Origin of the sequence: Tepidiphilus sp. J10, from assembly GCF_006980785.1 — a bacterium.
Taxonomy (GTDB): Bacteria; Pseudomonadota; Gammaproteobacteria; order Burkholderiales; family Rhodocyclaceae; genus Tepidiphilus; species Tepidiphilus olei.
The window spans coordinates 858,226-876,292 of the sequence record NZ_SBHP01000001.1; the positions used below are offsets into that span (position 1 = coordinate 858,226).

Consider the following 18,067-nt stretch of genomic DNA (forward strand, 5'->3'; position numbering starts at 1 on the left):
TCCACGGGTTGGCCAACATCCAAGATTAGCGCAAATCGGCACGTTTCGGGCAGAGGGGAGGGCTATAATTGCAGTTTGACGATCGCAGAACCGAGTCATGATGAGCCAAGATCCCTCCGCCTTGCCTGTATCCGATCCCAAAGTGCTGCTGGCCGCGCTGCTGCGCCAGGCGCTGATGGCGGTGTTGCCGCAGTACGCCCATCTGCCGCTCACGCTCGAGCGTCCGAAAGTGGCGAGCCATGGCGACTGGGCAAGCAACGTCGCCTTGCAATTCGCCCGCCAGATCAAGCGCAATCCGCGCGAGCTCGCCCAGGAGATCGTCCGCGAGATCACGCCTCATCCCTGGGTGGCCAAGGTGGAGGTGGCCGGCCCCGGCTTCATCAATTTCACGCTCGCGCCGCTGGCGAAGAATGCGGTGGTGCCGCACGTGCTCTCGCGTGGGGCGCGCTACGGTGCCGGTGAGCCCAGTGGGCGGCGCATCCTGGTGGAATTCGTCTCGGCCAACCCCACGGGGCCGCTGCACGTCGGCCACGGGCGCGGGGCGGCCTATGGGGCGGCGCTCGCCGACGTGCTCGCTTTTGCTGGCCACGCGGTGGAGCGCGAGTATTACGTGAACGACGCCGGCCGGCAGATGGACATCCTCGCGCTCTCCACCTGGCTGCGCTACCTCGAGTGCTTCGGCCTGCGCGTGCCCTTTCCGAGCAACGCCTACCAGGGGCGCTACGTCGTCGACATGGCGGCGACCCTCGCCGAGCGCCATGGCGATCGCTTCGCCAAGGTGCGCGCCGAGGAGGTACTGGCGGACACGCCGGGCGAGCCCGATCCCGAGCGCACCGATCCGCAGGCGGTGGCGCAGCGCGAACGTCACCTCGACCAGCTCATCGCCAACGCCAAGCGCCTGCTGGGCGAGGATTACGCCTGGATCCACGAGTTCGCGCTCGCCGAGCAGCTCGGCGACTGCCGTGACGATCTGGCCGAATTCGGGGTGCGGTTCGAGCGCTGGTTCTCGGAGAAGAGCCTCTACGACACGGGGATGGTGGAACGGGCCGTGGAAACCCTGAAGCAGCGCGGCTACCTCTACGAGCAGGACGGCGCCTGGTGGTTCCGCTCCACCGATTTCGGCGATGACAAGGATCGCGTGGTGCGCCGTGAAAACGGTAGTTACACCTACTTCGCCTCCGACATCGCGTACCATTGGAACAAGTACGAACGCGGCTACGATCTGATGATCGACATCTGGGGGGCGGATCACCACGGCTACATCCCGCGCGTGCGCGCGGCGATCCAGGCGCTGGGGCTCGATCCGGAGAAGTTCGAGGTGGCGCTGGTGCAGTTCGCCGTGCTCTATCGCAATGGCGAGAAGGTGTCGATGTCGACGCGCGCCGGTGAGTTCGTCACCCTGCGCCAGCTGCGCGCCGAGGTGGGCAACGACGCCTGCCGCTTCTTCTACGTGCTGCGCAAGTGCGACCAGCACCTCGATTTCGACCTCGATCTGGCCAAGAAGCAGTCGAACGAGAACCCGGTCTATTACGTGCAGTATGCGCACGCGCGCATCTGCTCGGTGTTGCGCGAGTGGGGCGGGGTGATGGAGGATCTGCGCGAGGCCGACGCGTCCTTGCTCACGAGCGATGCAGCGCTCGATCTGTGCGTGCGCCTGCAGGCATTTCCCGAGGTGGTGCAGACGGCGGCCAGTGAGCGCGCACCGCACCACATCGCGTTCTATCTGAAGGATCTGGCATCGGACTTCCACGCCTGGTACAACGCCGAGCGCATCCTGGTGGAAGAAGAGCCGTTGCGCCTGGCGCGGCTGGCGCTCGCCGCGGCGGCGAAGACGGTGCTCGCCACGGGATTGGGGCTCCTGGGGGTTTCGGCGCCGGAGTCGATGTGAGGAGGGGGCCATGATCGAGCCGGGGGTTTGCCGTCGCCGTCGAGCGCAGCGGGCTGGAAGTGGAGGGCGCTTGGGCGCGGGCGGCGGTACGGCGTTGGGTTTGTTGGTCGGGCTGGCCATCGGGGCGCTGATCGCCGCGGCTTTTGCCTGGTGGTTTACGCGTACGCCGCCTTTCACGACTGCGCCCACCAGGGACACGGGGCAAGCCGCTTCTGCTTCCAGTGGGGCGGTGTCCGATATGAAGTTCGATTTCTACAAGACGTTGACCGGAGAAGCGAACGGCACGACGAAAGAGCCGGCAACCATAGTGCCCGAGCCGCCTCGGGTGGCGGCGATTGCGCCCGAGCCCCCGCCGGCACAGACGCAGGAGCGGCTTTTTTGGCAAGTGGGTGCTTTTGCCAACGAGCGGGAGGCGAGCCGGGTTCGCGCCGAGCTGGCGTTGGTGGGGATCACTTCCACGGTGGAACCGGTGCGAATGCCCGATGGTCGTACGCTCTATCGGGTCCGCGCCGGGCCCTATCGCAGTCAGGACGAAGCGCAGGCGGCGCGTGCTCGCTTACAGGCGGCGGGCTATTCCCCAACGCTGGTTAGATGAGGAGCGACGAGAATGATGAAAAACGGGGGTATCGACCGCAGACGGTTTCTCCAGGCTCTGGGCGCGTTCGCTTTGGCCGGGGCTGGCAGCGTGCAGGCACGGCAGGGCAGGACCCATTTGGAACTTTCTCCGGCGCAGCCCACCCTGGCCGGCAAGATCGAGGTGATCGAGTTCTTCCACTATGGCTGTCCGCATTGCCGCGATCTCGATCCGCTGGTGGAACGGTGGAAGAAAACCTTGAGCGAGGACGTGGCGTTTCATCGCTCGCCCGTGATCTGGGGGCAAGGAGCACTCGCGGGGTTGGCGCGTCTGTACTTTTCGCTCGATGCGACCGGTCAGCTCGAGGCGCTGCACTCGAAAATCTTCGCCGCGGTGCAGGACGAGCGGCGTCTCGTCTATGACCGCGACGGCGCGCGGGCCTGGGTGCAGGAAAACGGCGGCGACGGCAAGGCGGTCTACGAGGCCTGGACTTCTTTCGGCGTGGAGACGCGCGTGAAAGAAGCCGATGCGCGGGCCCGTGCCTACAAGATCGACGGGGTGCCGACCCTGGCGGTGGGTGGGCGCTATCTCACGTCCGCCTCGCTCACCGGCAGCCACGAGGCGGCGCTCGAGGAAGTCGACCGGCTGATCGCCCGGCTGCGCCGCGGCTGACGAGGGCCCGCTTTCGTGGGAAAATCCAATCTTTCCCATGAACGGGGCGGGGCGCATCGTCCTGCCGGCGACGAGGATCCGAATCGATGGACGTATTGGAGGATTTGCGCGCGCGCGGACTGATCGCGCAAACGACCGATTTCACGGCGCTGCAGCAGCGCCTGCAGGAAGGCCGAATCACGCTCTACTGCGGCTTCGACCCCACCGCCGACAGCCTGCATCTGGGCCACCTCGTGCCGGTGCTGGTGCTGCGCCGCTTCCAGCAGGCGGGTCACCGGCCGATCGCGCTGGTGGGCGGGGCGACCGGCATGATCGGCGACCCGAGTTTCAAGGCCAACGAGCGCAAACTCAATTCGCTCGACGTGGTGGCGCAGTGGAGCGAGCGCATCCAGCGCCAGCTCGAACCCTTCCTCTCCTTCGAGGGCGGCAATCCCGCGATCCTGGCGAACAACTACGACTGGTTTGGCCAGATGAACGTGCTCGACTTCCTGCGCGAGGTCGGCAAGCACTTCTCGGTCAATGCCATGATCAAGAAAGAGGCGGTGCAGCAGCGCTTGGCGCGCGACGAGGTGGGGATTTCCTTCACCGAGTTTGCCTATAGCCTCTTGCAGGCCTACGATTTCGTCGAGCTCTACCGCCACCATGGTTGCCTGTTGCAGATCGGCGGTTCGGATCAGTGGGGCAACATCACCGCCGGTATCGACCTGGTGCGGCGCTTGTGCCGCGCCGAAGTCTATGGGCTGACGCTGCCGCTGGTGACCAAGGCCGACGGTACGAAGTTCGGCAAGACCGAATCCGGCGCGGTGTGGCTCGACCCGCGCAAGACTTCGCCCTACAAGTTCTATCAGTTCTGGCTCAACACGGCCGACGCCGACGTCTACAAATTCCTGCGCTACTTCACCTTCCTGTCGGTCGAGGCGATCGCGGCGATCGAAGAGGAAGATCGGCGGCGCGACAAGCCGCAGGCGCAGCGGGTACTCGCCGAGGAAGTGACCCGGCTGGTGCATGGCAGCGAGGCCCTGCGCGCGGCCGAGCGCATCAGCGCGGCGCTCTTCTCCGGCTCGCTCGAGGCGCTCACGGAAGAAGATTACGCCCAGCTCGCGCTCGATGGCATGCCCACGGCGGCCTTGTCGCGCGAGCAGAGCGGCCTGGTCGATGCGCTGGTGGCCGCGGGGCTGGCGAAGTCGAAGAGCGAGGCGCGCACCTTCATCAGCAGCGGCGCGGTGGCGGTCAATGGCGTGAAAGTCACGGCGCTGGACACGGTGATCGGCGACTCTGACCGGCGCTTCGGCCGCTACACGGTGTTGCAGCGCGGCAAGAAAAACCACTGCCTGATCGTCTGGGGATGAACCTCGCCACGGTGCTCACGCGCGCGGCCACCGGCGTCGAGACGGCGCGGGTGGCGGTGGAGGTGCATCTGGCCAACGGGCTGCCCGCGTTCAACCTCGTGGGTTTGCCCGATGCCGAGGTGCGCGAGGCGCGCGAGCGCGTGCGCGCGGCGATCCTCACCGCCGGGCTGGAGTTTCCGCCGCGGCGCATCACGGTCAATCTCGCCCCGGCCGATCTGCCCAAGAGCGGCGGGCGGTTCGATCTGCCCATCGCGGTGGGCTTGCTCGCGGCAAGCGGTCAGGTGCCGCCCACGGCGCTCGACGATCACGAATTCCACGGCGAGCTGGGGTTGGACGCGAGCGTGCGGCCGGTGCGCGGCGTGCTTGCCGCGGCCTTGGCGGCGCGGCGCGAGGGTCGGCGCGTGGTGGTGCCGCGCGCGAACGCCCATGAGGCGTTGCGCGTCGGGGCGGAGACGGTGGCGGTGGCATCGCTCGCCGAGCTCGTCGCCTGGCTGCGTGGCGGGCGTCTGCCGGCGCCGCCCGAGCCGATGGCAGAGGTGGCAGGCTCCGCGTGGCCGGACCTCGCCGAGGTCAAGGGTCAGGCCGGGGCGCGACGGGCGCTGGAGATCGCCGCGGCGGGCGGTCATTCCCTGCTCCTCTACGGACCGCCGGGCACCGGCAAGTCGATGCTGGCGCAGCGTCTGCCGGGGATTTTGCCGCCGATGAACGAAGAAGAGGCGATCGAGACCGCGGCGGTGTGGTCGAGCGACGGGCGCTTTGCGCCGCACCTGTGGCGCGTGCGTCCTTTTCGAGCGCCGCACCACGGTGCCTCGCCCGCGGCCATCGTCGGCGGCGTGGGCGCCGGCGGGGCGGTGCGTCCCGGCGAGATCTCGCTCGCGCACGGCGGCGTGCTCTTCCTCGACGAATTGCCCGAATTCGAGCGCCGGGTGCTGGAAGCGCTGCGCGAGCCGCTCGAGACGGGGCGGGTGGCGGTGGCGCGGGTGAAGGAGCGGGTGGAATACCCCGCCCGCTTCCAGCTGGTGGCGGCGATGAATCCTTGCCCCTGCGGCTACCTGGGCGATCCGTCCGGGCGTTGCCGTTGCACGCCGGCGCAGATCGAGCGCTACCACGCCAAGCTCTCCGGGCCCTTGCTCGATCGCATCGACCTGTGGGTGGAGGTGCCGCGCCTGCCGCCGGAGACGCTCGCCGCCGCCGCGGCGGGGGAACCGTCGGCGAAAGTACGGATGCGGGTGCTCGCGGCGCGCGAGCGGCAACTGGCGCGTCAGGGCAAGGAGAATGCGCGGCTCTCCGGCGGCGAATTGGAAACGCATGGTAGGGCGAGCGAGCCGGCGCTGGCCTTGCTCGGGCGCGCGATCACCCGTCTCGACTTGTCGGCGCGGGCCTATCACCGCATGCTGCGCTTGGCGCGCACCATCGCCGACCTGGCGGGCAGCGAGACGATCGAGCCGGCGCACGTGGCCGAGGCCGTGCAGCTGCGCCGGCTGCCGTTCTAGAGGAAAGAACCATGACGCGCATCGATCTGCGCCACGTGCGCCGCGAACACGACCGCGACACGCTCGACGAGGATCGCATCCATCCGGATCCCTTGATGCAGTTCCGTGCCTGGCTCGACGAGGCGATCGCCGCCGGGGTGCCGGAGCCCAATGCCATGACCGTGGCCACCGTCGATGAGCGTTGCCGTCCGTCGACGCGCCCCGTGCTGCTCAAGGAGGCCGACGAGCGCGGTCTCGTGTGGTATACGAATTATCTCAGCCGCAAGGGGCGGGAGCTGGAGCGGCATCCCTTCGCCGCGCTGCAGTTCTTCTGGCCCGATCTGGAGCGGGTGGTGCGCATCGAGGGTCGGGTCGAGAAGGTCTCGCCCGAGGAGTCGGACGCCTACTTCGCGCAGCGCCCCTTGCCGGCCCGGCTGGGCGCTTGGGCGAGCGAGCAGAGCCAGCCGATCGCCTCGCGCGCCGAGATCGTGGAGCGCGTGGCCCGCTATGGGCTCAAATTCGGCCTCAATCCGCCGCGTCCGCCGCATTGGGGCGGTTTTCGGCTGATTCCGGATTACTGGGAATTCTGGCAGGGACGGCCCTCGCGCCTGCACGATCGCATCGCCTTTCGGCCCGACGGCGCCGGCGGGTGGACGCGCCAGCGCCTGGCGCCGTAACCCTTTCCTTCGTTTCGCCCTTCAGAGCTCGGCGAGCGGCTGGGGTTTGTGCACCGCATAGCCCTGCAGGTAATCCACGCCCAGCTCGCGCAGCGTGGCGATGATGGCGTCGTTTTCCACGAACTCGGCGATGGTGGCCATGCGCATGAGCCGCGCCAGGCTCACCATGGTCTGCACGATCACCCGGTCTTCGTGGCGCTCGTGCACGTGACGCACGAATTGGCCGTCGGCCTTGAGGTAGTCGGCGGTGAACCGGCGCAGATAGCCGAAAGAGGACGTGCCCGAGCCGAAATCGTCGAGCGCGATCGCGGCGCCCAGGCCGCGCACCCACGTGATGAAGGCCACGGCAATTTCCGGCTGTTCGATCACGGTGCTCTCGGTGATCTCGAAGACCAAGCGCTCGGGCGGGATGCCGTGTTCGTGGATCAGGGATTCGAGGTAGTCGATCCAGCCTTCGTCCGAGAGCGTCTGCCCCGAGACGTTGAGGCTGACGACGTCGGCCGGCCACGGGCGATTCTCGCGCAGCCTCTGCCCCAGGTCTGCCATCACTTTGCGCACGACGATGCGGTCGATGCGCGGCATGAGCTGGAAGCGCTCGGCAGCGGAGAGGAATACGCCCGGTGTGAGCCGTTCCCCTTTCTCGGTGACCAGCCGCATGAGGATCTCGGCGTGCAGTCGCCCCTCGCCCACGGGGACGATGCGTTGGGCCCAGGGTTCGAAGGCTTCGGTGCGGATGGCGTTGATGATCACCGGTAGCAATTCGATCTCACGGCGGCGCCGTTCCACCCACGGATGGGTGGGAAGGTAATTGACGACGCGGTTGCCGCCGAGCTGTCTGGCGACGTAGCGGGCGATGTCGGCGGCGATTTTCAGGTCGGCGACGGTGGAAGGGACCCGGTCGGCACGCACGAGCCCGATGCTCGCGGCCACCGTCAGGTTGAGACCCTTGTCGGTGATGGGGTGCGCCAGGATCTTGGCGCCGAGCTCGCGCGCGAGCGCTTCGTTGGGCCCGTCTTCGTTCGTTCCCACCCAGCAGGCGGCGAATTCGTCGGCGTCGTGATGGGCGAGCACGGCATGTTCGACGCGCGGGGGAATGATCTCTCCCATGAGGCGGGCGACGTCGCGCAGGACACGGTCTCCCGTCTCGTGGCCGCAGCTGTCATTGACAGCGGCGAAATGATCGAGATCGATGGCGCAGACCCAGATTCGCCCCGGTTCGTAGCGTTGTAGGAGCTTGTCGAGCGCCTCGTCGAAGTAGAGGCGGCTGTGCAGGCCGGTGAGCGCGTCGTATTCGACGCGGTGGCGCAGTTCTTCGATCCGTGCGGCCACGGCGTCGGCGAGCGCGTTAAGGCTTTGCGCGAGCACGCTCACTTCGTCGCTGCCGCTCACCTCGGCGCGGCGCGAGAGATCGCCCGCGGCGAGCGTCTGGCTCAATTCGGCCAGGGCGACGAGCCGTCGCGCGAGCCTTCGCGCCACGCCGTCGAGCAGCACGCCACCCAGGGCGAGGGAGAAGAGCAGGAGCAAGGCGGTGCTGAGGATGAGCCCTTCGCGACCCGTTTCGAGAGGGGTGAGCGAGATGCCCAGCACGAGGCTGCCGAATGAGATGGGTTCTCCTCCTGCCGTACTGGCGACGGAATGATACCATACGCGTACGGGCTGCCCATGCCATTCGAGTTGAACACCATGAGGAGGGAGAGCTTGCGTGGAATCTTGCCAGCCGTAGGTGGCCACCGTCCGACCGTCTTCGTCGAGGACGACGGCGAACGCGATGGTCTCTCCGTCCAGCAGGGCCTGCAGCCGATCCTGCAACTGCTCGTAGTCGTGCGTGAGCAACGCTTGGCGGGCGAGGGTGTCGATCTGGCGTGTGTAGTGCAGGGCCTCGCGCTCGGCAGCCCGCGACAGGGCCTCGTCGAGGGCCCGCCAGTGGGCGTAGGTGAAGCCGACGACGATGATGATGAGGACGGTACCGGCGGCGAGGAGGATCTGGATGCGAAAAGGGATGCGGCGTAGCCAGTTCATCGTGCAGGCTCCGGCGAGGAGGCATAGAGCCGATCCAGGATCGGCAGGAAAGGAGCCATCTCGGCGAAATCGGCCTCGGTGACCGGGACGAAGCGGCGATAGCCCGTCTCTGCGAAGAACTGACGTCCTGCCTCGGTTTCATGGAAGGAGAGGAGCGTGGCACGGAAGCGGGCGCGCAGGGCTTCGGGCAGGCTGCGGCGGGCGCCGGTCATGAGATGGGGTACGTCGGGACCGAAAGGCACGGCGTGCAGCGAAGCGTACTTGGCGCGAAACTGGGCATGGACGGTGTTGGCGACGATGGCGTAATCGACGCTGCCGTTGACGAGCGCCTGCATCGAGGCACCATGCGAGGCGGTGAGCACGAGGGTGAAGTCGCGCTGGGGCACGAGACCGAGACGGTCGAGGGTTTCGCGGGCGACGAGCGCGACGATCGAGTCGGGGTCCCCTAGGGCGATGCGCCGCCCGCGCAGCGCTTCGGGGGTGATGGAAGGGGGCGCATCGCGCGCCGCGAGGAGCGCCGCCAGGCGCACCTCGTATTTGGCTTCGAGTTCCCAGTCGTCTCGGGTGGCGAGCCAGACGGCGACGTGCGGCGGCATGATGGCCAGATCGAATTCGCCGGCCAGGAGTGCCTTGGTATAGGCATCGTAGGTGGGGCGGGTGGAGAAACGCAGCGGTCGACCCAATGCCTGGGCGAGGGTGTCGAGCAGCCCCTTGTGCAAGGTGAGGAGGACTTCGGCCGTACGAAAAGGCTGGATGCCGAAGCGCAGGGGTTGCGCTTCCTCGGCGGCGCGCACGCCGACGATCCCTCCAATCGCAAGGCTCATCAGCGATTGCACCCAGCGACGACGGACGAGGTTCGTGCGGGATTCCATGGCGGCTCAGGGGGTTTTTATGCCCATCCATTTTATAACCGATCAGGAAATTTTTCCCGGGAATTTTCCTCAACCTTGCGGTCCGCGCGACACGCCGAGATCTTCGAGAAGCCCGTCGCCGACGTCGTAGATCCAGCCGTGCAGCATCGGCCCCTCGCCACGATCCCAGGCGCGGCGGATGACGGGATTTTGCGCCAGGCGCTCGATCTGGGTGACGACGTTCATGCGCACGAGGCGGTGGGTGCGCTCGGGTTCGGGCAGGGCGTCGAGCTCGGCACGGTGCTGCAGGTAGAGTTCGCGGATGGGATGCACCCAGTGCTGTACGAGCTCGGGGGCGTCGGCGCGGATGGCGGCCTTGACGCCGCCGCAGTCGGAATGCCCGACGATGAGGATGTGGCGCACCCGCAGGCGGGAGACGGCGAATTCGATGGTTGCCGCGCAGCTCAGGTCGGCCGCCTGCACCTGGTTGGCGATGTTGCGATGCACGAAGACTTCGCCGGCGGTGAGCCCGATGAGTTCGTTGGCGGGCACGCGGGCGTCCGAGCAGCCGATCCAGAAGAATTCCGGCTGATGGATATTTTTCAGGCGTTCGAAGAAGTGGGGATCGCGCGCGCGCATGGCCTCGGCCCAGGCGCGGTTGTTGGCGATCAAGGCATCGATTTCGGTGGGACGGAGCATGGAGGGTCCTTTCCTCAAGGCGCGGCGCACAGGCAATGGGCATAGAGGCCGCTAGGGTCGTCGAAGGCGCGAAGCAGGCGGCGCGGTTCGGTGAGCGATACGCCGGGCGGGAGCAGCCCGAGCGATTGTAGGCGTGTTTCGAATTCGTCGCTACGACCCTCGAACAATAGCTTCATGAGCACGTCGCGAGCGGAGAGCGGCGGCAGCAGCCAGCGTGCCGGCGCCTGCGGGATCTTGGCGCGCTCGCGGGCGCGTTCGAGAGCGGAGTCCAACCCGCCGAGGGTGTCGACCAGGCCGAGCTTCTGGGCGGTTTCACCGGTCCAGATACGCCCTTGGGCGATCGGCTCGATTTCGGTTTCCGGGAGCTTGCGCCCCTCGGCGACCACGGCGAGGAAGCGGCGGTAGCCATGGGAAATCCCGGCTTGTATCGCGCGTGCCACGGGTTCGGTCAGAGGCACGCGCGGATCCAAGCCGTTGGCGAAAGGCCCGGTCGTGACGCCATCGGTATTGACGGAGAGCTTGTCGAGTAGCCCCGAGACTTCGGGGAAGAGGGCGAAGACGCCGATCGAGCCGGTGAGGGTGAAGCGGTCGGCGAATATTTCGTCGGCGGCCGAGGCGATCCAGTAGCCGCCGGAGGCGGCCGTGCCGCTCATGGAGACGATCACGGGTTTGCCGGCTTCCTTGACGCGCAGCACGGCACGGCGGATGCGTTCGGCGGCGAAGGCGCTGCCGCCGGGGGTGTCGAGGCGCAGCACCACGGCCTTGACGGAGTCGTCATCGGCGGCATCGTCGAGCCGGTCGACGATGCTGTCGGCCGAGGCGAACCCGTCGCGCGGTGGACCATCGACGAGGGTGCCTTGGATGGGCAGGATGGCCACCACGGGGGTCGTGGTCGAGGGCAGGGGCGGCGTCGTGGCACGTAGATAGTCGTCGAACGCGACGTCTCTGGCTGGGTCGCCTTCGCGCCCATACTGTTCGAGGAGCCCGGCGTACCAGTCTTCGTAGCTCTTGCGCTGATCGATCAGCCGTTCGGCCTGGGCGGCTTTGGCCGCATCCCCTTCGTGTGCGGCGAGCACCTCGTCGTAGCGCTCGCTGTAGCGGCGCAGCACGGCAGGCGCGAGCGAGCGATCCTGGGCGAGGTCGTCGAGCAGGCGCTGCCAGATGCCGCCGATCAGATCCTGGGTGACGTCGCGCTCTTCGGGCGACATGTCGTTGCGCGTGAAGGGTTCGACGAAGGATTTGTGCTTGCCCACGCGGAACGCATGCACCCGAACCCCGATGCGGTCGAGGGCGTCGCGGTAGTAGTTTTGGGTGACGGCTACACCCGGCAAGAGTACCAAGCCCTCGGGATCGAGCGTGACCTCCTGCGCCGCAGCGGCGAGATAGTAGGCTTTTTGCGGCAGTAGGTCGCCGTAGGCGTGTACCGGTTTGCCTGCTTGGCGTAGTCGGGCGATCGCCGTGCGCAGCTCTTCGATCTGGGCGAGCGAGGCGTTGCCCAGACGGCTGAGATCGAGCGCCACTGCGAGCACGCGGTCGTCGGTGCGGGCGCGATCGAGGGCATCGAGCGCGTCGCGCAAAACGATGGGGCCTTTCCCAGATTCGAGTGAGCGCAGCGAGCGCAGGCCCTCGGGCAGGGGGGGCTGTTCCACGAGGTCGCCGTCGAGCGCGAGCGTGAGCACGAAGCGCGGCGGCAGTTTGAGCGCCGGTTCCCATTGGCTGAGGAAAAAGGCTGCGAGGAAAGCGAGAACCACGAGGCCAATGGCGAGGCGCCCGAGCAGCTCGACGAGGCGCAAGGGCAGCAGGATCAACCAGCGCAGCGCTCGCCACAGGGCACGCAGGGGGCGAAAGTTCATGAATGGGCTCCTGGAGGCAAGAGAGATTCAGGGCAAAGGCTCATGTCGTTTCCGCGCGGCGGCGATAGACGAAATCCCACACGCCGTGTCCCAGGGCGCGGCCACGGCGCTCGAACTTGGTCTCGGGGCGCCAGGACGGCCGTTCGGCGGGATCGGGATGGATCGATTCCAGACGGGGTTCGGCCGAGAGCACTTCCTGCATCCATTCGGCGTAGTCCTGCCAGTCGGTGGCGCAGTGCAGGTAGCCGCCGGGGGTGAGCCGCTCGGCGGCCAGCGCAACGAAGCCGGGCTGGACGATGCGGCGCTTGTGGTGGCGCTTCTTCGGCCAGGGATCGGGGAAGAAGAGGTGGATGCCGGCGAGCGTGCCGGGGGCGATCATGTGCTCGAGCACTTCGAGTGCGTCGTGCTGGATGACGCGCAGGTTGGTGAGCCCCTGGGTCTCGATGAGGTTGAGGAGATTTCCCACGCCGGGGCCGTGCACTTCGACGGCGAGGAAATCGGTGCCGGGGTTGGCGGCGGCGATCTTGGCCGTGGTCTCACCCATCCCTGAGCCGATTTCGAGCACGAGGGGGGCGCTGCGGCCGAAGACGCTCGGCGCGTCGAGGGGCTCGGGGCGATAAGAGAGGCCCCAGCGCGGCAGCAGGGTGTCGAGGGCGCGGCGCTGCGCTTCCGTGAGCCGCCCCTGGCGCAGCACGAAGGTGCGGATGCTGCGGGTCGATAGATGCCCGCGCTCCGTGTCGAGTGCCTGCGTCATGGCGCGGGCCTGCCGATGACGCCGGTGAGCGGCGAGCTGGGGTCAGCGGCGTAGAACTTGCGCGGCATGCGCCCGGCGCGATAGGCTTCGCGCCCGGCCTCCACCGCCAGACGCATGGCGCGCGCCATGCGCACCGGATCACCGGCCTGGGCGATGGCGGTGTTGGTGAGCACGCCGTCGCAGCCCAGCTCCATGGCGATGGCGGCATCGGAAGCCGTGCCCACGCCGGCGTCGACGATGACCGGCACGCGGATGCGTTCGAGGACGAGGCGCAGGTTCCAGGGGTTGAGGATGCCCATGCCCGAACCGATGAGGGAGGCAAGCGGCATGATGGCCACGCAGCCCATCTCTTCGAGCAGCTTCGCCTGGATGGGGTCGTCGGAGCAATACACCATGACCTCGAACCCCTCGGCCACGAGTCGCTCGGCGGCCTTGAGCGTTTCGGGCATGTTGGGATAGAGCGTTTCGGCATCGCCCAGCACTTCGAGTTTGACCAGGGTGTGGCCATCGAGGAGCTCACGCGCGAGCCGCAGCGTGCGCACGGCTTCTTCGGCCGTGTAGCAGCCGGCGGTGTTGGGCAACAAGGTGAAACGCTCGGGCGGGAGGTAGTCGAGCAGATTGGGCTCGTCCGGATTCTGGCCGAGATTGACGCGACGGATCGCCACGGTGACGATCTCGGCGCCGGAAGCCTCGATCGCCGCGCGCGTCTGGGCGAAGTCGCGGTATTTGCCGGTGCCCACCAGCAGGCGGGAGCGGAAGCGGCGTGCGCCGAGCGTGAGGAAGTCGGTATCGTCGGGTTCGGTCATGATGGTCGGGGAGAGGAGGTTCAGCCGCCGCCCACGGCGACCACGACTTCGATCGCGTCGCCTTCGGCGAGGGCGGTCTGGGCATACAGGCTGCGGGGGACGATCTCGCCGTTGCGCTCGACGGCGACGCGCTTGCCCGCCCAGCCGCGTTCGCGCAGCAGGTCGGCGATCGTCGTGCCGGCGGGCAGGGAGAGGCGCTCGCCGTTGACGCGGCAGGTGAGGGTTTGAGGGATCTCGGCAGACATGGTGAAAAGTGTAGCACGGACGCCGCGCTTGCGCCGACGGCCCGCGCTCGGCTATAATTCGCCGGCTCCGCGGGTGTAGTTCAATGGTAGAACATCAGCTTCCCAAGCTGAGAACGTGGGTTCGATTCCCATCACCCGCTCCATTTCGACCTACTTCACACCCTTTCGCGGTCGCGGTTTAGCGGTGGGTTGTGTCAATTTCACACCAAGAGTTCCCTACCAAAAGCCTTGACGGTTTCTTCGCTATCGCGTCCGGGAATGGCTTTGCCCATGGCTTGTTCAATTAGATTCAACAGTGCGGCGGCACGTTGGCAGATGAACGTATCGAAGTCGTCCGACCGGAGAGCCTGCACTGGGATCACATGCGAAGTCAATAATTCATCCAGAATTTGTGGGGCGACCTGTTTGACTTTCTGGATACGGGCGAGGTACACGCTGGGCGCATCACCGCTGATGAACCGGTTGGTGCTTGCCGCTAGGGGAGTCTTGTTGACCACGCTGTTCCACTTCTCCCTGGGTAGTTTTTGCTTCTCGCACCAGGCTCGGGGGAAGATGTGGTGGATGTCGATTGCGTTGTTGAAGTACGTATTGATGTCAATGGGCGTACCGCTGACGAAATCCCGGCCGCCGTGCTTCATGAGCAAGGCGGCCAGCCCTTTGTAGGCCGCGGCGAGGCGGCTTTGCAGGGAAAGTAACCGCGTTGGCGCGAAGTTGGCATCACGCATAGTGCGAGGTTCGCCGCCGCCGTCTACCCACGCGACAACATCCTGGATGTCCATGACGAAACGGGTCTCATTGGCACCGCCGTAGAGTTCGCCCAGAACACCGCTCCAGTACCAGCGCAGCAACTTCTGTTTGACGCCGTGTTGCGTGGTGCGGTCGGCCAGATGTGCGCAGATGGCTGACAACGGTATGAGCTGCGTAGCATAGGGAAGGCTTCGGTCGTCGAAGATCTTTTCTTCCGCCAGCAACTCAGCCGCTTGCTTGAAGCCTTGCTCTAGGGCGGGTCCGAGTGCCTTGAAATCCGTTAGCGACAGTCTTAGCACGTCGGCGCGCTTACAGCTGATGGGTGTGCCCTGCGCCTTGTGCCGCCGATAGCTGGCCAGAAGCGTCACGGCAGTAAGAAAACTTGTGCCGTCCACTGCCTTGAGTACGTCATGCTGAGCAGTCAGACGATCCCTTCGGTTCTCCCAGTCGTCACGCAGGTTGAATTCATCGGCCGCGAATGTGGCTGTCATTAGCTCGAAAACGGTCAACGTCACGCCACCGGTATTGACTTTCTCGAAGACCTGACACACGGCTTCACGTGGCGTATCCTGGGACAGCTCAATGGCGGGGACCTTGAATTGCTGGAATCGTAGCCATATTTCGTTGCGGAACCTTTGCATAAACTGCATGGCTTCTGCCGCGAACTGATGATAGGCGCTGAAGCCGCTTTCCCATTCCATGAATCCTTGGAGGTCGAACAGCAACGCCACGGGAAAGAGCCGTTGGCTGTACTGCAAGTCTGGAGTACTGACGTCCAAATCAACCTTGCGGCCGAAGTCGGACGTGACTTTTAATGTCTCGGGAACCGAGAGAACGGCTTCTTCACGATCTGCCGATTCGTCCAGACATTTTGCCATGTCAAGGAAATACAGGCGGTGAATGTTCGCGCCTTTTTCCGAGCGCGTCGGTACAGGCTGGCCGCTGCGCAATGCTAGGTACATAGAAGTCAATCGTTGCTGACCATCGAGAACCAAGGTCCTTGGGGGCGGTGCTGGCTGCAAGTTTACGCCAGCGAACAGGCGAGGCTTGAATGGTACTCCGCCTGCTTCCAGAAACATCACGGCGCCAATCGGATAGGACAAAGAAAGGCTGGCGATCAGCGAGCGGATATGGTTGTCATCCCAGACCCATCCACGCTGGAAGTCGGGGAGCTGGATATGCCCGGCTGCAATGCCATCCAGTACATCTTTCAGAGCGGGTTCTGCGGTACGAAAGCTCATCTCTATCCTTATGTCACATGCCAGGTTCGTCGGGTAGCATTTCCGAAAATGCTACCATGTAGCAGTTCTCCTTGCTATCGAATTTTTCCTGCACGCATGTCTGCTGCCATGAGTGAAGAGGCTGGCCACGATTTGCCCGTCCTCGTCCTGTTTGCTGGCCATGGACGCTACGGCGGCAGTGAGGATGGCGACCGGTCAATGGCTTCCAGTGGCCGTTGAAAGGCAACTATGGGCACGCATTCGTCAAGCGGGCATGGCCTGGTACACTGACTGACAGTTTATAGTTGGTCGAATCTTAAAAAAACCGATTTTTAACCAAATCGTCGTGTGTGCAGTCATGTTTCCAATTACCCGCTCCATGGTTTCCTGCAGGCCCGGCCTCAGCTGGGTTTTTGCGTCTACGGGGCGAGTTCCCGGTAGGCGCCGCCAAAGAAGACGAGGGGCTCGCGGGCGAAAGCGGCGTGGTGGCATACTTCGGCCAGGAACAGCAGGTGGTCGCCGCCGTCGTGGCGTATCGCGTTGCGGCATTCGAAGTGGGCGCAGGCCCCGACGAGCAGCGGCGAGCCGAATGGTCCGGGAAACCATTCCACGCCGGCGAATCGGTCTTGCGCCGGGCCGGCGAAGCGATCCGACAGCGCGCGCTGCTCGGCGGAGAGGAGCGAAATGCCGAAGTGGGACGCTGCCTCGAACCACGGCAGCAGGCTCAGGCGCCGCGCCAGGCTGAAGACGACGAGCGGCGGCTCGAGCGAGACTGAGTTGAACGAATTGATGGTCAGACCCAGGGGGGTTCCGTCGGGCGCGCGCGTGGTCAGCACGCCGATGCCCGTGGCGAACTGGCCCAAGGTACGGCGCAGCTGCCGCGCATCCAGACCGGAGGGCGGAGAAACGGTCGCGGTCGAATCCATCTTGGTGAACCTCTTGTCCGGCATGTGCCGGGTGCATGATGCCGAAACGGGAATGTATCGCAGAAACGATGACGGGCCAAGAGATTCCTTTCCTTCCTGAAAATGCCCGTACCGACGGCCTTGCCGCGACGTTCGCCGCCCGCCTGATCGACTGGCAGCGGCGCTGCGGCCGGCACGACTTGCCCTGGCAGGGGAGTGACCCGTACCGCGTGTGGCTCTCCGAAGTGATGCTGCAGCAGACGCAAGTGCGCACGGTGCTGCCGTATTTCGCCCGCTTCGTGGCGCGATTTCCCACGGTGGAGACCTTGGCGGCGGCGCCGCTCGACGAGGTGCTGGCGCTGTGGAGCGGGCTCGGCTACTACGCCCGCGCGCGCCACCTGCACGCGGCCGCCCGTCTGTGGGTGGCGCGCTGGCCGGGCACCTGCCCTCAGGGAGCGCAGGAATGGGCCCAGTTGCCGGGCGTGGGGCGCTCGACGGCGGCGGCGATCGCGGCGTTCGTGCAGCGCGAGCGGGTGCCGATCCTCGACGGCAACGTGCAGCGGGTGCTGTGCCGCCTCTTCGCCGTGGAAGAAGATCCGCGCGCGGCGGCCACGGCGGGCCGGCTGTGGGATCTGGCCCAAGCCCTGCTGCCGCACGATTCTGACGACATGCCAGCCTATACTCAGGGCATGATGGACCTGGGCGCGCTGGTGTGCACCCGGTCGCGGCCGCGGTGCGACGTGTGTCCGGTGGTCGATCTGTGCGCCGCGCACCGTCAGGGAATTGCGGCTGAACTGCCGCGAAAACGGGCGCGCGCGCCGGTGCCGGAGCAGGATCTGCGCTGGGGCTGGTACGAGGAGGACGGAGCGGTCTGGCTCGTGCGCCGCGCGCCGCAGGGCATCTGGGGCGGGTTGTGGTGTTTGCCGCAGGAAGACCAGGCCCCGCCTGGCGCATGGCGCGCAGCCGGGGAGATCGCCCGGCTCGCCCACCGCCTGACGCATTTCACCCTGAAGATCACCGTGACGCGCTACCTGCCCCAGGCGCCACGGGCGGCGGAACCCGCTGCGGCATGGGGAGAGGGGGCGCGCTGCCTTGCGCCCGCCGACGCGCTGGCGTTGGGGGTGCCGCAACCGCTGCGGCGGCTGCTGGAGCGGGCGGTAGATTCGCTGGCCGAGTCCGGTAACGAAGGCGAACGCCGCATCGGCGTGGCCAAGGGCAAGTTTGAGGTTCTGGAGCGCATCGACGGGCACGACAAGGAAATCGAGCGTCTGCTCCGGGGAGGGGGAAAGCCATAACGCGATGCGGCAGGGATCGTGCTATGTTCGTACGAATGAAG

The 18,067-nt window shown here is 66.2% G+C and carries 16 protein-coding genes and 1 tRNA gene; 8 read left to right on the top strand and 9 right to left on the bottom strand.

Annotated features, from left to right (window positions below):
- The first annotated feature begins 97 nt into the window (after positions 1-97).
- The 6 genes from argS to pdxH all read left to right on the top strand — a co-directional run bounded on the left by argS (position 98) and on the right by pdxH (position 6,632).
- On the top strand, positions 98-1,888 hold the full coding sequence (gene argS / locus EPD81_RS04210; protein WP_221929206.1) for an arginine--tRNA ligase: 1,791 nt from the start codon (positions 98-100) through the stop codon (positions 1,886-1,888).
- A gap of 10 nt (positions 1,889-1,898) precedes the next feature.
- On the top strand, positions 1,899-2,483 hold the full coding sequence (locus EPD81_RS04215) for an SPOR domain-containing protein (RefSeq protein ID WP_142804126.1): 585 nt from the start codon (positions 1,899-1,901) through the stop codon (positions 2,481-2,483).
- Between the two features lie 12 nt (positions 2,484-2,495).
- On the top strand, positions 2,496-3,134 hold the full coding sequence (locus tag EPD81_RS04220; RefSeq protein WP_221928885.1) for a thiol:disulfide interchange protein DsbA/DsbL: 639 nt from the start codon (positions 2,496-2,498) through the stop codon (positions 3,132-3,134).
- Between the two features lie 86 nt (positions 3,135-3,220).
- Entirely contained in the window at positions 3,221-4,483 is a 1,263-nt protein-coding gene (gene tyrS / locus EPD81_RS04225) for a tyrosine--tRNA ligase (protein ID WP_142804127.1), read from the top strand.
- Positions 4,480-5,976 (top strand): YifB family Mg chelatase-like AAA ATPase, encoded by a 1,497-nt coding sequence (locus EPD81_RS04230; RefSeq protein WP_142804128.1) that lies wholly within the window; start codon positions 4,480-4,482, stop codon positions 5,974-5,976. Before tyrS ends, EPD81_RS04230 begins: the two co-directional genes overlap by 4 nt.
- 11 nt (positions 5,977-5,987) lie before the next feature.
- The gene (gene pdxH, locus EPD81_RS04235) at positions 5,988-6,632 is read left to right on the top strand and encodes a pyridoxamine 5'-phosphate oxidase (RefSeq protein WP_142804129.1); all 645 of its coding nucleotides are present in this window, start codon (positions 5,988-5,990) and stop codon (positions 6,630-6,632) included.
- Between the two features lie 21 nt (positions 6,633-6,653).
- On the opposite strand, the gene EPD81_RS04240 is transcribed toward pdxH, so the two are convergent.
- The 7 genes from EPD81_RS04240 to thiS all read right to left on the bottom strand — a co-directional run bounded on the left by EPD81_RS04240 (position 6,654) and on the right by thiS (position 13,859).
- A complete protein-coding gene (locus EPD81_RS04240) occupies positions 6,654-8,651 on the bottom strand; it encodes a bifunctional diguanylate cyclase/phosphodiesterase (protein ID WP_142804130.1) in 1,998 nt (665 codons plus the stop codon).
- Entirely contained in the window at positions 8,648-9,523 is an 876-nt protein-coding gene (locus EPD81_RS04245; RefSeq protein WP_142804131.1) for a phosphate/phosphite/phosphonate ABC transporter substrate-binding protein, read from the bottom strand. Before EPD81_RS04245 ends, EPD81_RS04240 begins: the two co-directional genes overlap by 4 nt.
- A 69-nt stretch (positions 9,524-9,592) precedes the next feature.
- Positions 9,593-10,201 carry a carbonic anhydrase gene (locus EPD81_RS04250; RefSeq protein WP_142804132.1) on the bottom strand — a complete coding sequence of 203 codons (609 nt, stop codon included), beginning with the start codon at positions 10,199-10,201 and terminating at the stop codon, positions 9,593-9,595.
- Positions 10,202-10,215: 14 nt separating this feature from the next.
- Positions 10,216-12,054: a signal peptide peptidase SppA gene (gene sppA / locus EPD81_RS04255; protein WP_142804133.1), complete on the bottom strand. Its 1,839-nt coding sequence runs from the start codon at positions 12,052-12,054 to the stop codon at positions 10,216-10,218.
- Positions 12,055-12,094: 40 nt separating this feature from the next.
- On the bottom strand, positions 12,095-12,808 hold the full coding sequence (trmB, locus tag EPD81_RS04260; protein ID WP_142804134.1) for a tRNA (guanosine(46)-N7)-methyltransferase TrmB: 714 nt from the start codon (positions 12,806-12,808) through the stop codon (positions 12,095-12,097).
- Positions 12,805-13,614, bottom strand: coding sequence for a thiazole synthase (locus EPD81_RS04265; protein ID WP_142804135.1), 810 nt, complete (start codon positions 13,612-13,614; stop codon positions 12,805-12,807). Before EPD81_RS04265 ends, trmB begins: the two co-directional genes overlap by 4 nt.
- A gap of 20 nt (positions 13,615-13,634) precedes the next feature.
- Positions 13,635-13,859, bottom strand: a complete 225-nt coding sequence (thiS, locus tag EPD81_RS04270) for a sulfur carrier protein ThiS (protein WP_142804136.1) — start codon at positions 13,857-13,859, stop codon at positions 13,635-13,637.
- A 69-nt stretch (positions 13,860-13,928) separates the two neighbouring features.
- Between thiS and EPD81_RS04275 the strand changes: the two genes are divergently transcribed.
- Positions 13,929-14,002, top strand: a tRNA-Gly gene (locus EPD81_RS04275).
- Between the two features lie 57 nt (positions 14,003-14,059).
- On the opposite strand, the gene EPD81_RS04280 is transcribed toward EPD81_RS04275, so the two are convergent.
- A complete protein-coding gene (locus EPD81_RS04280) occupies positions 14,060-15,847 on the bottom strand; it encodes a DUF262 domain-containing protein (protein WP_142804137.1) in 1,788 nt (595 codons plus the stop codon).
- Positions 15,848-16,245: 398 nt separating this feature from the next.
- Positions 16,246-16,776: a flavin reductase family protein gene (locus tag EPD81_RS04285; RefSeq protein WP_221929207.1), complete on the bottom strand. Its 531-nt coding sequence runs from the start codon at positions 16,774-16,776 to the stop codon at positions 16,246-16,248.
- Between the two features lie 44 nt (positions 16,777-16,820).
- Here EPD81_RS04285 and mutY point away from each other — a divergent pair, with 44 nt between their 5' ends.
- Positions 16,821-18,026, top strand: a complete 1,206-nt coding sequence (gene mutY, locus EPD81_RS04290; RefSeq protein ID WP_142804139.1) for an A/G-specific adenine glycosylase — start codon at positions 16,821-16,823, stop codon at positions 18,024-18,026.
- Positions 18,027-18,067: the final 41 nt, after the last annotated feature.